The following is a 13,599-nucleotide window of genomic DNA, read 5'->3' as shown; positions in this document are numbered from 1 at the left end:
CATTCTGATAAAAGGTGGTCATTGACTTGAACAACGAATTACTGAACTTATTGCAGCAACGCCGCTCGATCTATGCGCTGGGGAAGAACTTGAGCCAGACGAATGATCAAATCGTCACACTGGCTGAGGACCTGATCCAAGCAACCCCGACTGCGTTCAACTCGCAGACCGTTCGAGCCGTGTTCCTGTTCGGCGCCAAGCACGATGAGCTCTGGGACATCGTGGTGCGTCGTCTGAAGTCGGAAGTACCGACTGAGGCCGCCTACGAAAACACGAAAAAGAAGATCGAAAGCTTCAAGGCCGCTGCCGGAACGATCCTGTTTTTCACGGATACCGCAGTGGTGCACCAGCTTGAAAAAGACTTCACCCTGTACGCTGACAATTTTGCCACATGGGCAGAACAGGCACAAGGTTCCAGTCAACTGAACGTCTGGACCGGCCTGGCCAACAACCAGATCGGCGCGTCCATTCAGCACTACAACCCGATCATCGATGAGCTGGTTGCTTCGGCCTTCGATATTCCGGCCAACTGGCAACTGCGCGCGCAGATGCCATTCGGGTCAATTGTTGCCCCAGCCGGTGCGAAGGACACGATGGCTAAAGCAGACCAGTTCAAGGTCCTCAACTAAATTGCATCCCTCACGCGGCCCTCACACTCAGTGGGGGCCGCGTTTTGCGGCCAGCGCTTCGGCTTCACGCAGCCCCTGCTGGGCGAGGGTGTGCGCGCCTTTATTTTGGGCCTCCGGCACCCACTGCCACAGCAGGAGGGTGAATTGGGCCATCAAAGCGGTCAGTTTTGTGACATAATCAGCGTAGTGCTTCGCGTAGCGTTTATCCATCGCCTCGATCACCAGCTTGGAGTCGGATGCGAGCCGCACGCTGCCGGTGCGGCCGCTTTCAATAAGCAGGGTGAGCCCGGCGATGACGGCCTCAAACTCGGCTGCGTGGTTCGACATGGCCGCAAGCGGCCGATGCACCTGGGTGGCCTGACCGTTTTCAACGATCAAAATCCCGATCCCACCCAATCCAAAGTTGCCTTTTGTCGCCGCGTCTGTGTATAGTCTTATCATAAATTCATTTACCCCAAGGAAGTGTTTGTGTGATCCCAAAGCGGTTCTTGATTCAACCCGCCTGGCTTGATTTTATCATTTTTTGGGCCCTCATCGTGAGCGGGGTGGCTGTTGCGGTCATTCTGCAGATGGAGCTCGTCGGTTACGGTCAGCCGGCCCCAATCGCAGTGGGGGTGCTACTCGTCACGCTCGCGCTAGCCGGCGTGCAAGTTTCGCGCTCACGCCTCATCATTGACGACCAGCGCGTGACACTGCGCCGCCTGCTGCCGGGCAACACGCTGACGTTGGCCCCCGGTGCGCTCACCGCGGTGCGCGTCCACGGCCACCAGCTCACACTCGTCACGCAACCCTATGGTGAGGTCGTCGTGGTGCGCCTAGGCAACCCCCGGCCCCTTGTTGATGCTTTGACCGCAACACTTAGAAAGGAACGGGACAATGTCTGATATCGAAATTGCACAAGCGAACGAAAAAACCGAAATGAAGCCGATCCAGGCGATCGGCGCCATGGTCGGCCTGACCGAAGATGACCTGGAGCTGTATGGCAAGGCCAAGGCCAAGATCAGCCTGCCGACCTTGCGCCGCCTGCAGCATCAGCCGCTGGGCAAGCTGGTCTTGGTGACCTCGATCAACCCGACACCCGCCGGGGAAGGCAAGTCGACGGTCACGATCGGGCTAGGCGATGCCCTGCGCCTGCGCGGCCAAAACGCCGTTATCGCGCTACGGGAACCCTCGCTTGGCCCGGTCATGGGGATGAAAGGCGGGGCGACTGGAGGCGGCTATTCCCAAGTCGTGCCGATGGAGGACATCAACCTGCACTTCACCGGTGACATGCACGCCCTGACCACGGCGGTGGACACCCTGGCGGCATTGATCGACAACCACCTGCAGCAGGGCAACGCGCTGAACCTCGACCCGCGGCGGATCATCTGGCGCCGCGCGCTAGACATCAATGACCGCTCGTTGCGCCACGTCACCATCGGGCTGGGCGGCGCCACGAGCGGTGTGCCCCGTGAAACCGAGTTTGATATCACGGTGGCCAGCGAGCTGATGGCCGTCCTGTGCCTCGCCAGTGACCTCGGCGACCTGAAGGCGCGGATCGCCCGCATTGTGATCGGCTACACCTATGACCGCAAGCCGGTGACCGTGGCCGACCTTGAGGTGACCGGCGCGATCGCCATGTTGTTGCGCGACGCCATCAAACCCAACTTGGTGCAGACGCTGGCGCACACGCCCACGCTGATCCACGGTGGGCCGTTTGCCAACATCGCCCATGGTTGCAACTCCGTTTTGGCGACGCGCACGGCGCTGGCCCTCGGAGACATCGCACTGACTGAAGCTGGCTTTGGCGCGGACCTCGGGGCGGAGAAGTTCCTGGACATCAAGACGCCGGTGCTGGGCAAGACCCCAGACGCCGTGGTGATTGTCGCCACCGTGCGAGCGCTGAAGTACAACGGCGGCCAGGCGCTCAAGGATCTGACCACGGAAGACCTCGCGGCGCTCAACACTGGGTTTGCCAACCTCGCGCGCCACATCCAAAACATGGCGCAGTACGGCGTGCCGGTGTTGGTCGCCATCAACCAGTTTGCCACCGACACCGAAGCAGAGCTCGCCACCCTGGTAGCCCTGTGCGCGCAAGTCGGCGCAACGGCGATCCCGGCCAACGTCTGGGGCGAAGGTGGCCACGGCGCGCTGGCACTGGCTGATGCGGTCGTTGCAGCGGTGGCGCAACCGAGCCACTTCACGCCGTTGTATGACCCAGCCAGTGACGTGAAGGCGAAGATCGAAACCATTGTGACGAAAATCTATGGTGGTGCGCGCGTTGAATACGACCACAAGGCGGAACTGGCACTCAAGACCATTGCCCAAAACGGCTGGAGTCAGCTACCGGTGTGCATGGCCAAGACGCAGTACTCGCTGTCAGACGACCCGAAGCGCTTGGGTGCACCAAGCGGCTTCACGATTCACGTGCGCGACATCACGCCCAAGCTTGGGGCGAGCTTCTTGGTCATCATGACCGGCAGCGTGTTGACGATGCCTGGGCTCCCGAAGCGCCCGGCCGCAATGAATATGGATGTGTCAGACGATGGCGTTATCTCAGGTTTATTCTAAGGCGCAGGGGCTTGCGCTGCCTAACACCGCTGGCTTTGTCCCGGGCCAAGGGGCGACTCACCCGCGCCTGATCCTGGTCGGGGAGGCGCCGGGCGAAACGGAGCTCCCCACCGCGCGGCCCTTCACCGGCCGCGCCGGAGTCAAGCTCGACTTGATGCTGGCTGCGCTTGGCCTCACGCGCCAAGAAGTGTTCATCACCATGGCCTTTCACCGGCGACCGACCCGGATGAGCCCCAGTGGCCGCACCGTGAACCGGCCGCCGACTAAGGCTGAGATGCTCGCCGAGGGCTTTTTGCTGGACGCCGAGCTGGCCGCACTGCCGCAGGTCCCATTGCTCCTGATGGGGAACACCGCGCTGTGGCGGTTGTACCGCGGACAAGTCAAGGACTGGCACGGCCAGGTGCTGCACGCACCGCTCAACCGCGTGGTGGCCGGGGCCCTGGTGCCCGGGCCAATGCGGCGCTTCGGCGTCACCGCACACCCGGCGGCGCTGTTATACCGGCAGGCGACACAGGCGATGGTCCTGGCCGACCTCGCGCAACTCAAACCACACTTGTTATTGGAGGCAACACATTGATTAGCTATCTTATTATCGCCGCGGCGCTGGTCGGGCTGGACCAGTGGGTGAAGGCCTGGATCATCGGCCACGTCGCCTTGGGCCAAACGGTCGGGTTCATCCCCGGGGTCGTCAGCCTAACGCACATCAAAAACACCGGCGCCGCCTTTTCCATTCTCGAAGGCAAGCAGTGGTTCTTTTACATCATCACCGTCGTGTCCTTGATCATCGTCGGCATGCTCTGGCGGGACGCCGGCAAGTCCCGGTGGTACCGGCTCGGGCTGACGCTGATCGTCGCCGGTACGCTCGGTAACGTGATCGACCGTCTGCGTTTTCAGGAGGTCACGGACATGTTTCAGCTGGACTTCATGAATTTCGCCATCTTCAATGTCGCGGACGCCTGTTTGACCGTTGGCGTACTGATCGTGCTGGTTTACTTGCTGTTTTTTGACGGCAAGGGGGCCCACCGATGAGCACTACACTGACCATCACCACCGAAACAGGGCGGCTGGACAAGGTGCTGGCTGACAGCCCGCTTGACGTCACGCGCTCGCAGGCCGCCAAGTGGCTGGCCGCCGGGCTGGTGCTGGTGAACGGCGCGCCTGGCGTGGCCAAATACAAGGTGCAGCCTGGCGACCACATCGCCGTCACTCCCCCGGCGCCCACCCCCCTTGAGGCCGGCGCCCAGCCGATGGCGCTTGCGATCGTCTATGAGGACGACCAGGTGATCGTGGTGAACAAGCCGCAGGGCATGGTCGTCCACCCGGCCCCCGGCCACCCGGACGGGACACTGGTGAACGGGCTTTTGGCCCACACCGACTTTTCCGCCATCAACGATGTCATCCGGCCGGGCATCGTCCACCGCATCGACAAGGACACCTCGGGCCTACTGATGGTGGCCAAGACCCCAGCCGCGCTGGAATCCCTCAGCGCCCAGTTGAAGGCCAAAACCACCATTCGCGAGTACTGGGCGATCGTTCACGGCACGTTTCGCGAAGCCAGCGGCACCATTGACGCGCCGCTGGGCCGCGACCCCAAGGACCGCAAGAAGCAGGCGATCGTCGCCGGTGGTCGGCACGCGGTGACACACTTTGAAGTGCTGGAACAGTTCACGCATTACGCGCTGGTCAAATGCGTCTTGGAAACCGGCCGCACGCACCAGATCCGCGTACACATGGCCTCAATTCACCACCCAGTGGCCGGCGACCCGCTGTACGGCCCCAAACTGACGCTGCCGGGGCACGGCCAGTTCCTGCACGCGCGTACGCTTGGCTTTGTGCACCCAACGACCGGTCAGTCGATGACCTTTGAGGCAGAGGTGCCGGAATTATTTGCCCAAACCCTGACGGATCTGCGCGCAGGCATTGACAGAACCGCTCGAATTCGCTAAACTACGGATAACTTAATAAGCACCTTTAACTAAGTCCAGAGAGGCTTAGAAGGTATCGTTCCCGCCGCGGCGGGAGACTAGGTTCGCACAATAGGCCGCCTTCTACACCCATACTGGATGCAGGAGGCGGCTTTTTTGGCGGCAAAGCAGAGAGGATGAGCAAATTGGCAAAACAAGTGGTCGATGCAGTCACCATGCAACGCGCACTGACGCGGATTACATACGAAATTATCGAGCAAAACAAGCAGCTCGACGAACTGGTGCTGGTCGGGATCAAAACCCGGGGGATCTACCTCGCTAACCGCATCGCGGCGCGCTTACAGCAACTTGAAGGGCTGACAGTACCAGTGGGGGAGTTGGACATTCGCCTTTACCGCGATGACATCCACAAGGCTGACTACCTCACGCAACCGGATGTGACCGGCGCCGATCTGCCGGTGTCCATCACCGACAAGCACGTGATCCTCGTTGATGACGTCATCTTCACCGGCCGCACGATCCGCGCGGCCCTGGACGCCTTGATGGATCAGGGCCGGCCAAAGAAGATCAGCCTGGCGGTGCTCGTCGACCGCGGGCACCGGGAGCTGCCGATCCGCCCAGATTTTGTCGGCAAAAACATCCCCACCGCGCGCACGGAAGAAATCAATGTGGCGGTTTCAGAAATCGACGGCACCGATGGGATCAGCATCGGCAAACTGAAGGAGTAATCATGGCCTACCGAAATGAAGACGCAGTATTAGACATTCACGACCGGCCGAGCTTCGGCCACTGGATGGGCCTGTCCATCCAGCACCTGTTCGCCATGTTCGGCTCCACCGTCTTGGTGCCGATCCTGGTGGGCCTGGATCCCAGCATCGCGCTGTTTTCCAGTGGAGTGGGGACGCTCATCTACATCCTGATCACCCGCGGCAAGATCCCGGCCTACATGGGCTCAAGTTTCTCTTTCATCGTGGTCATGCAGTCGCTGATGAAGGGCTTCGGTTATCCGGCCATCGCGCAGGGCACCGTCGCAGTCGGCGTGGTTTACCTGCTGGTGGCGCTGATCGTTAACTTCGCCGGGAGCGCCTGGATCGATAAGGCGCTGCCACCGATCGTGGTGGGCCCGATCGTCATGGTGATCGGGCTGAGCCTAGCCGGCACCGCCGCCACGGACGCGACGATGCGTCCCATCAGCGCCACCCAAAGCGTGTACGACCTGCGCTACTTCGCCGTCGCGCTGATCACACTGGCCGCCACCATTGCGTACAACATGTACCTCAAAAAATTCATCAGCCTGCTGCCGATCCTGCTCGGTCTGGTCACCGGGTACGTCGTCGCCATCGCCTTTGGCCTGGTCGACTTCACGCCGGTGCTTGAGGCGGGCTGGTTCACCTTGCCGGCCTTCCAGATCCCGTTTGTGACGTACCATCCCGGCTTCTACTGGGGCGCCATCATCTCTATGGCCCCGATCGCCTTTGTCACCATGACGGAGCACATGGGCCACATCATGGTGCTCGATGAGATGACGCACCGCAACTTCTTCAAGGATCCCGGCCTGAACCACACACTGGCCGGGGACGGGACAGCCAGCATCATCGCCGGATTCGTCGGTGGTCCCCCGGTCACGTCTTACGGGGAAAACATCGGGGTCATGGCGATGACCAAGGTGCACAGCGTCTATGTGCTGGGCGGGGCGGCCTTTTTCGCCATCCTGTTCGCCTTCATCGGCAAGCTCTCCGCCTTGATCCACACGATTCCAAGCCCCGTCATCGGCGGTATCTCCTTCCTGCTGTTCGGCGTCATCGCCAGCAACGGCCTGAAGGTGCTGATCGACAACAAGACGGACTTCGGTCAAAAACGCAACCTGATGATCGGCGCCACCATTCTGGTCATCGGCATCGGCAACGCGACCCTGCAGCTGGGCAAGTTCCAGTTCAGCGGCCTGGCGTTGGCCACGGTCATCGGCATCGCGCTGAACTTCATCCTGCCGGCGCACGCCGCTAATGAGGAGGCCTAACATGCAAACGCAAACCCGCATGACGCACTTTTGTTCCGCCGATCAGGTCGACCCGGCACTAGCCGCGCAGCTGATCGCCCGCGCAACGGCGTTCAAACGGGGGGCCACCCCGAGCATCCCGCTGCCGACCTACGTCGCGAACCTGTTTTTTGAAAACAGCACGCGCACGCACACCAGCTTTGAAATGGCGGAGCGCAAGCTGGGGATGACGGTGCTTCCGTTTGACCCCAAGCAAAGCTCGCTGACCAAAGGCGAGACGCTCAGCGACACCCTGCGGACGCTTGCGGCGATCGGCACGCAGGTGGCGGTGATCCGCCACCCAACGGACGCCTACTACCAGCCCTTGATCGACGAAGACATTCCGCTGCACCTGGTGAACGCCGGTGATGGGGCGGGGCAGCACCCCTCCCAGATGATGCTGGACCTGATGACGATCCATGAAGAATTCGGCCACTTTGACGGCCTCACAGTCGGCATTGTCGGCGACCTGACGCACTCGCGCGTCGCCCACAGCGACATGCAGCTGTTGACGCAGCTGGGGGCCAAGGTCGTCTTCTCCGGGCCGCGCGCCTGGTACACCCCAGAGTTTGAGGCGTACGGGGACTATGTGCCGCTAGCCGAGCTCGTGCCGCAGGTCGACGTCCTGATGCTCCTGCGGGTGCAGCTCGAGCGCCTCAGTGACGCCGAGCGCGCAGAGTTTTCCGCGGCCACATACCACGAGCGCTTCGGGGTCACCGAAGCGCTGTACGCGACCCTCAAGGACACCGCCATCATCATGCATCCCGCACCGGTCAACCGCGGCGTTGAGCTGGCTGATGCCTTAGTCACCGCGCCGAAGAGCCGCATTTTCACCCAGATGCAAAACGGGGTGTTCATGCGCATGGCCATGCTTGAACTCGTCTGCAACAGCTAAAGGAGCACTCATGAAAACACTGATTAAACATGCGATCGTTGCCGGCCCCAACGGCTTCACCGGCGACCTTTTGATCGAAGACGGGCGGATCGCCGCCATGGGCAGCCACCTCGCCACACCCGCGGACGCCACGGTAATTGAAGCCGCCGGGGCGACCGTCATGCCTGGCCTGGTGGATGTACACGTCCACTTCCGCGAACCGGGCTTCACCCAAAAGGAAACCATCAAAACCGGCGCGGCCGCAGCCGCGCACGGCGGCTACACCACGGTGGTGGCCATGCCGAACCTCGACCCAGTGCCCGATAACGTCACCGACTTGACTGCGCTGGTGGCCAAAAACGCCAGCGACGCCATGATTCACGTCGAACAGTTTGCCGCCATCACCACTGGCCTGCGCTCCACCGACCTGACCGACTACGCCGCGATGAAGGCGGCCGGCGCGCTCGGTTTTTCCAACGACGGGGTGGGGGTCCAAGACGCCGCCACCATGTACCACGCGATGCAAGGGGCGGCCGCCGTTGACGCGCCGATCGTTGCCCACATCGAAGACAACGGACTGGTCAACCACGGCGTGATCAACGCCGGCCCCAAGGCGCAAGCGCTGGGCCTGCCGGGCATCAACCACGTCAGCGAATCCGCGCAACTGGCGCGCGACCTGACGCTGGCCGAAGCCACAGGCGTGCACTACCACGCCTGCCACATCTCCACCAAGCAAAGCATTGAACTGATCCGCGACGCCAAGAAGCGCGGCGTCAACGTGACCGCCGAAGCCACGCCGCACCACCTGCTGCTGGACGACGGCCACATTCCGGGCGATGACGCGATGTTCAAAATGAACCCACCGCTACGCTCCGAGATGGATCGCCTGGCCCTGATGGACGGCCTGCTGGATGGCACCATCGACATGATCGCCACCGACCACGCCCCGCACACCGCGGCCGAAAAAACAGGCTCGTTCAAGGACGCCGCATTCGGCATCGTCGGGTCTGAAACCGCGTTTGCGCTGCTGTACACGAGCTTTGTGCGCTCCGGCTGGTGCACCCTGAATCAGCTGATCGACTGGATGAGCACCAAGCCGGCGGCGGCGTTTGGCCTAGACGCCGGCCGCATTGCTATCGGTGCCCCGGCTGACCTGACGCTGGTGGATCTCGACCACGCCTACCAGATCGATGACGCGACCTGGCTGTCCAAAGGGCACAACAGTCCGTTCATCGGCCACACCGTTTACGGCAAGGTGCTGGCCACCCTGGCAGCCGGCCAGCTCGCCTACCAAGAGGAGGGAACCCTGTGAAGCGCTACTTGATTCTAGAAGACGGCAGTGTGTTTGCCGGTGAGGGCTTCGGCGCCCAGACCGTCACCACTGGCGAGATCGTGTTTAACACCGGCATGAGCGGCTACCAAGAGACAATCACCGACCAGAGCTACAACGGCCAGATCATCACCTTCACGTACCCGCTGATCGGCAACGCCGGCATCAACCGCGACGATTACGAAAGCATCAACCCAACCGCCAAAGGCGTGGTGGTACGCGAAACCGCGCGTGTCACCGGCAACTGGCGAGCCCAGATGAGCCTCGATGAGTTCCTGCGCCGCAAGAAGATCCCCGGCATCACCGGCATCGACACACGCGCGCTGACCAAGCGCCTGCGCGAAGCCGGCACTATGAAGGCCAGCATCGTGGACGCCGCCGATGCCCACGCGTTCGACCAGCTCAAGGCCCTTGTGCTGCCGAAGAACAATGTGGAACAGGTCGCGACCAGCCAAGCCTACCCGGCGCCCGGCACCGGCAAAAACGTGGCGGTGATCGATTTTGGCCTCAAACATAGCATCCTGCGCGAGCTCTCCAAGCGCGAATGCAACCTGACCATCCTGCCGCCCACCGTGACCGCCGCGGAGGTGCTGACGCTCAACCCGGATGGCGTGATGCTGACCAACGGCCCTGGCGACCCCAAGGACGTGCCGGCCGCGCTCGACTTGATCCGCGGCATTCAGGGCAAGCTGCCGCTGTTCGGTATCTGCCTGGGCCACCAGCTGTTTGCCTTGGCCAACGGTGCGGACACCTTCAAGATGAAGTATGGGCACCGTGGCTTCAATCACCCGGTGCGCGAAATCGCCACCGGCCGCATTGATTTCACGAGCCAAAACCACGGCTATGCGGTCGACCCAGCCAGCGTGAACCCGGATGTGTTGCTGATCACCCATGAGGAGATCAACGACCACACCGTGGAGGGCCTGCGCCACCGCCTGTACCCGGCGTTTTCCGTGCAGTTCCACCCGGACGCCGCACCTGGCCCGCACGATGCCGATCACCTCTTTGACGAGTTCATGGAAATGATGGACGCCAACGCGCACAAAGGAGTCGAAAATGCCTAAACGCCAAGATATTCACAAGATCCTCGTGATCGGCTCCGGCCCGATCATCATTGGCCAGGCCGCCGAGTTTGACTACTCGGGCACCCAAGCCTGCCTGGCCCTCAAGGAGGAGGGCTACGAGGTGGTCCTCGTTAACTCCAACCCGGCCACCATCATGACCGACAAGGAAATCGCCGACAAGGTCTACATCGAACCGTTGACCGTCGAGTTCGTCAGCCAGATCCTGCGCAAGGAGCTGCCGGATGCGATTTTGCCGACCATCGGCGGCCAGATCGGGCTGAACCTCGCCATGAGCCTGGCCAACGCCGGCATCCTTGATGAGCTGAACATCGAGCTGTTGGGCACCAAGCTGTCGGCCATCGACCAGGCTGAGGACCGTGAGCTGTTCAAGAACCTGATGCAGTCACTGAACGAGCCGATTCCCGAATCGACCATCGCGCACACCTTCGAGGAGGCGCGGGCCTTCTCCGAAACCGTGGGCTACCCGGTCATCGTGCGCCCGGCCTTCACCATGGGCGGCACTGGCGGCGGGATCGCCAAAACCGAGGCCGAGCTAGCCGTCATCTGCGACAACGGGCTGACCCTAAGCCCGGTTCACCAAGTCCTGATCGAGCGCTCCATCGCCGGCTACAAGGAAATCGAGTTTGAAGTGATGCGCGACGCAGCGGACAACGCGATCGTGGTCTGCAACATGGAAAACTTCGACCCGGTCGGCGTGCACACCGGCGACTCCGTGGTGTTCGCCCCGGTGCAAACCCTGACCGACAAGGAAGTGCAAATGCTGCGTGACGCCAGCCTGCGCATCATCCGCGCGCTGAAGATCGAAGGGGGCTGCAACGTGCAGTTGGCGCTTGACCCCAATTCCTTCAAGTACTACGTGATCGAAGTCAACCCGCGGGTCAGCCGCAGCTCCGCGCTGGCCAGCAAGGCGACCGGCTACCCGATCGCCAAGATGGCGGCGAAGATCGCCGTGGGTCTGCACCTGGACGAAATCAAAAACCCGATCACCGACGCGACCTTTGCCGAGTTTGAACCAATGCTCGACTACGTAGTTGCCAAAATTCCGCGCTTTCCGTTCGACAAGTTCGAAAGCGGCGACCGGACACTTGGCACGCAGATGAAGGCGACTGGGGAAGTCATGGCGATCGGCCGCACCATCGAGGAAGCCTTGCTCAAGGCTGTGCGTGGGCTTGAAGTCGGGGCCTTGCACCTGTGGCGCAAGGGGGACGCGGCGGTCACGGACGACGCCTTGACCCACCAGATCATCACCCCCAACGACGACCGCCTGTTTTACCTAGCTGAAGCCTTCCGCCGGAACTTCACGATCGAGGAACTCAGCGAGCTGTCCGGCATCAACCCATTTTTCCTGGACAAGCTTAAGCACATCACCGAGCTTGAAGATGACCTGCGCACCCATGTCGGCGACCGCGACCTGCTGACGATCGCCAAGCGCAACGGGTTCGCCGATGCCACCATCGCCACGCTGTGGGCCACCACGGCCGACGCGATCCGCGCCCAGCGCAAGGAGGCTGGGATCGTGCCCGTCTACAAGATGGTGGACACCTGTGCCGGTGAATTCGAAAGCACTACGCCGTACTTCTACAGCACCTACGAAACCGAATCCGAGTCCAGCCGCGACCCGCGTGAAAGCATTCTGGTGCTGGGCTCCGGCCCGATCCGCATCGGCCAGGGGGTCGAGTTCGATTACGCGACCGTGCACTCCGTCAAAGCGATCCAAAAAGCGGGCTACGAGGCCATCATTATGAACTCCAACCCGGAAACCGTGTCGACCGACTTCTCGATTTCCGATAAGCTGTATTTCGAACCGCTGACCGTGGAGGACGTGATGAACGTCATCGACCTCGAGCAGCCTAAGGGTGTCATCGTGCAGTTTGGCGGCCAAACCGCCATCAACCTGGCGGCGCCGCTGGCCGCGCACGGCGTCCAGATTCTGGGCACCAGCCTCGACGACCTTGACGCCGCCGAGGACCGCGACCGCTTCGACGCCATCATCACCGCGCTGAAGATCCCGCAACCGGTCGGCGATACCGCCACCGACAAGGCAGGGGCCATCGCGATCGGCAACCGCATCGGCTACCCGGTGCTGGTGCGGCCAAGCTACGTGCTGGGCGGGCGCGCGATGGAGATCGTGCACTCGGAAGCCGAGCTGGCCAACTACATCGACCGCGCCGTGTCCGTTTCCAACGATCACCCCGTTTTGATCGACCAGTACCTGGTGGGCACCGAGTGTGAAGTCGACGCCATCACCGATGGCGAAACCGTTGTGATCCCGGGCGTCATGGAGCATATCGAGCGGGCCGGGGTACACTCTGGGGACTCCATGGCCGTGTATCCGCCGCAGGACTTCAGCCAAACCGTGCTCGACCAGATCGAAGCCGCCACCATCAACCTGGCCAAGGCGCTGCACTGCATCGGCATCATGAACATCCAGTTCATCGTCAAGGATGAGCAGGTCTACGTCATCGAAGTCAACCCGCGGGCCAGCCGCACCGTGCCGTTTTTGAGCAAGGTCACCGACATCGCCATGGCGCAGCTCGCCACGCAGGCCATTCTGGGCCAAAATCTGGCCGAGCTGGGCTACCGCACCGGCATTCAGCCACTGCGCCCGGGCGTACACGTCAAGGCGCCGGTGTTCAGCTTCTCCAAGCTCAATCACGTGGATTCCATGCTCGGCCCCGAGATGAAGTCCACCGGGGAAGTGATGGGTTCTGACACCACGCTCGAAAAGGCGCTGTACAAGGCCTTTGAGGCCAGCCACACACACCTGCCAAGCTACGGCACGGCGCTGTTCACCGTGGCCGATGCCGATAAGGCTGAGGCTGTGGCGCTGGCCAAGCGGTTCCGCGAGGTGGGCTACCAGATCGTCGCCACCACCGGCACCGCCAAGGCACTTGAAGCGGCCGGTGTGACGGTCAAAACCATCAGCAAGCTCGGCGAAAGCGGTGAGGACGCGATCCTCGATGCCTTGGCCGACCACAAGCTGCAGGTGGTCATCAACACGCCGAACGCCAACCGCGCCGCCACCAGCGACGGCTATCGCATCCGTGAGGCGGCCATCGCCCACGGTGTGCCGCTGATGACCAGCCTGGACACCGCTACGGCGATCGTCCGGGTGCTCGAGTCCCGCGCTTTCACGACACAGGCGCTGTAAGTCACACAAGCAGGCGCAGG

General features: G+C 62.0%; 13 protein-coding genes. 12 read left to right on the top strand and 1 reads right to left on the bottom strand.

Translation table 11 applies throughout. From position 1 onward, the window contains the following. Positions 1 to 26: 26 nt before the first annotated feature. Positions 27 to 629, top strand: coding sequence for a nitroreductase family protein (locus EKM88_RS04060; RefSeq protein WP_125703387.1), 603 nt, complete (start codon positions 27 to 29; stop codon positions 627 to 629). A gap of 27 nt (positions 630 to 656) precedes the next feature. Here the strand turns inward: EKM88_RS04060 and EKM88_RS04055 are convergent, their stop codons facing one another. After that, positions 657 to 1,070 (bottom strand): ribonuclease HI family protein, encoded by a 414-nt coding sequence (locus tag EKM88_RS04055; RefSeq protein ID WP_125703385.1) that lies wholly within the window; start codon positions 1,068 to 1,070, stop codon positions 657 to 659. A gap of 29 nt (positions 1,071 to 1,099) precedes the next feature. On the opposite strand from EKM88_RS04055, the gene EKM88_RS04050 reads away from it, so the two are divergent. The 11 genes from EKM88_RS04050 to carB all read left to right on the top strand — a co-directional run bounded on the left by EKM88_RS04050 (position 1,100) and on the right by carB (position 13,579). Next, entirely contained in the window at positions 1,100 to 1,513 is a 414-nt protein-coding gene (locus tag EKM88_RS04050) for an EbsA family protein (protein ID WP_125703383.1), read from the top strand. Further along, a complete protein-coding gene (locus EKM88_RS04045; RefSeq protein WP_125703381.1) occupies positions 1,506 to 3,179 on the top strand; it encodes a formate--tetrahydrofolate ligase in 1,674 nt (557 codons plus the stop codon). The genes EKM88_RS04050 and EKM88_RS04045 overlap by 8 nt, the downstream gene beginning before the upstream one ends. After that, entirely contained in the window at positions 3,154 to 3,756 is a 603-nt protein-coding gene (locus EKM88_RS04040; protein ID WP_125703379.1) for a uracil-DNA glycosylase, read from the top strand. The genes EKM88_RS04045 and EKM88_RS04040 overlap by 26 nt, the downstream gene beginning before the upstream one ends. Further along, positions 3,753 to 4,208: a signal peptidase II gene (gene lspA, locus EKM88_RS04035; protein WP_125703377.1), complete on the top strand. Its 456-nt coding sequence runs from the start codon at positions 3,753 to 3,755 to the stop codon at positions 4,206 to 4,208. The genes EKM88_RS04040 and lspA overlap by 4 nt, the downstream gene beginning before the upstream one ends. After that, positions 4,205 to 5,125, top strand: a complete 921-nt coding sequence (locus EKM88_RS04030) for an RluA family pseudouridine synthase (protein ID WP_125703375.1) — start codon at positions 4,205 to 4,207, stop codon at positions 5,123 to 5,125. Before lspA ends, EKM88_RS04030 begins: the two co-directional genes overlap by 4 nt. Positions 5,126 to 5,280: 155 nt before the next feature. Continuing rightward, positions 5,281 to 5,832, top strand: a complete 552-nt coding sequence (gene pyrR / locus EKM88_RS04025; RefSeq protein ID WP_125703373.1) for a bifunctional pyr operon transcriptional regulator/uracil phosphoribosyltransferase PyrR — start codon at positions 5,281 to 5,283, stop codon at positions 5,830 to 5,832. A 2-nt stretch (positions 5,833 to 5,834) separates the two neighbouring features. Continuing rightward, on the top strand, positions 5,835 to 7,121 hold the full coding sequence (locus tag EKM88_RS04020) for a uracil-xanthine permease family protein (RefSeq protein WP_125703371.1): 1,287 nt from the start codon (positions 5,835 to 5,837) through the stop codon (positions 7,119 to 7,121). Between the two features lies 1 nt (position 7,122). Continuing rightward, positions 7,123 to 8,034 carry an aspartate carbamoyltransferase catalytic subunit gene (locus EKM88_RS04015; protein WP_125703369.1) on the top strand — a complete coding sequence of 304 codons (912 nt, stop codon included), beginning with the start codon at positions 7,123 to 7,125 and terminating at the stop codon, positions 8,032 to 8,034. A 10-nt stretch (positions 8,035 to 8,044) separates the two neighbouring features. After that, on the top strand, positions 8,045 to 9,325 hold the full coding sequence (locus EKM88_RS04010) for a dihydroorotase (RefSeq protein ID WP_125703367.1): 1,281 nt from the start codon (positions 8,045 to 8,047) through the stop codon (positions 9,323 to 9,325). Beyond that, positions 9,322 to 10,407, top strand: a complete 1,086-nt coding sequence (locus EKM88_RS04005) for a carbamoyl phosphate synthase small subunit (RefSeq protein WP_125703365.1) — start codon at positions 9,322 to 9,324, stop codon at positions 10,405 to 10,407. Before EKM88_RS04010 ends, EKM88_RS04005 begins: the two co-directional genes overlap by 4 nt. Further along, positions 10,400 to 13,579 carry a carbamoyl-phosphate synthase large subunit gene (carB, locus tag EKM88_RS04000; RefSeq protein ID WP_125703363.1) on the top strand — a complete coding sequence of 1,060 codons (3,180 nt, stop codon included), beginning with the start codon at positions 10,400 to 10,402 and terminating at the stop codon, positions 13,577 to 13,579. Before EKM88_RS04005 ends, carB begins: the two co-directional genes overlap by 8 nt. The last annotated feature ends 20 nt before the right edge of the window (positions 13,580 to 13,599 follow it).

The sequence above is a fragment of the Lacticaseibacillus daqingensis genome (assembly GCF_003946115.1).
GTDB lineage: Bacteria > Bacillota > Bacilli > Lactobacillales > Lactobacillaceae > Lacticaseibacillus > Lacticaseibacillus daqingensis.
The sequence above is the reverse complement of the archived record's forward strand: the minus strand, read 5'-3'. Positions and strand labels throughout refer to the sequence as shown.

Bases quoted from the DNA above. Each gene is read 5' to 3' on its own strand.
- pyrR (WP_125703373.1), top strand. From the start codon at position 5,281: ATGAGCAAATTGGCAAAACAAGTGGTCGATGCAGTCACCATGCAACGC.
- EKM88_RS04020 (WP_125703371.1), top strand. From the start codon at position 5,835: ATGGCCTACCGAAATGAAGACGCAGTATTAGACATTCACGACCGGCCG.
- EKM88_RS04015 (WP_125703369.1), top strand. From the start codon at position 7,123: ATGCAAACGCAAACCCGCATGACGCACTTTTGTTCCGCCGATCAGGTC.
- carB (WP_125703363.1), top strand. From the start codon at position 10,400: ATGCCTAAACGCCAAGATATTCACAAGATCCTCGTGATCGGCTCCGGC.
- EKM88_RS04055 (WP_125703385.1), bottom strand. From the start codon at position 1,070: ATGATAAGACTATACACAGACGCGGCGACAAAAGGCAACTTTGGATTG.
- EKM88_RS04010 (WP_125703367.1), top strand. From the start codon at position 8,045: ATGAAAACACTGATTAAACATGCGATCGTTGCCGGCCCCAACGGCTTC.
- EKM88_RS04040 (WP_125703379.1), top strand. From the start codon at position 3,154: ATGGCGTTATCTCAGGTTTATTCTAAGGCGCAGGGGCTTGCGCTGCCT.
- EKM88_RS04045 (WP_125703381.1), top strand. From the start codon at position 1,506: ATGTCTGATATCGAAATTGCACAAGCGAACGAAAAAACCGAAATGAAG.
- EKM88_RS04030 (WP_125703375.1), top strand. From the start codon at position 4,205: ATGAGCACTACACTGACCATCACCACCGAAACAGGGCGGCTGGACAAG.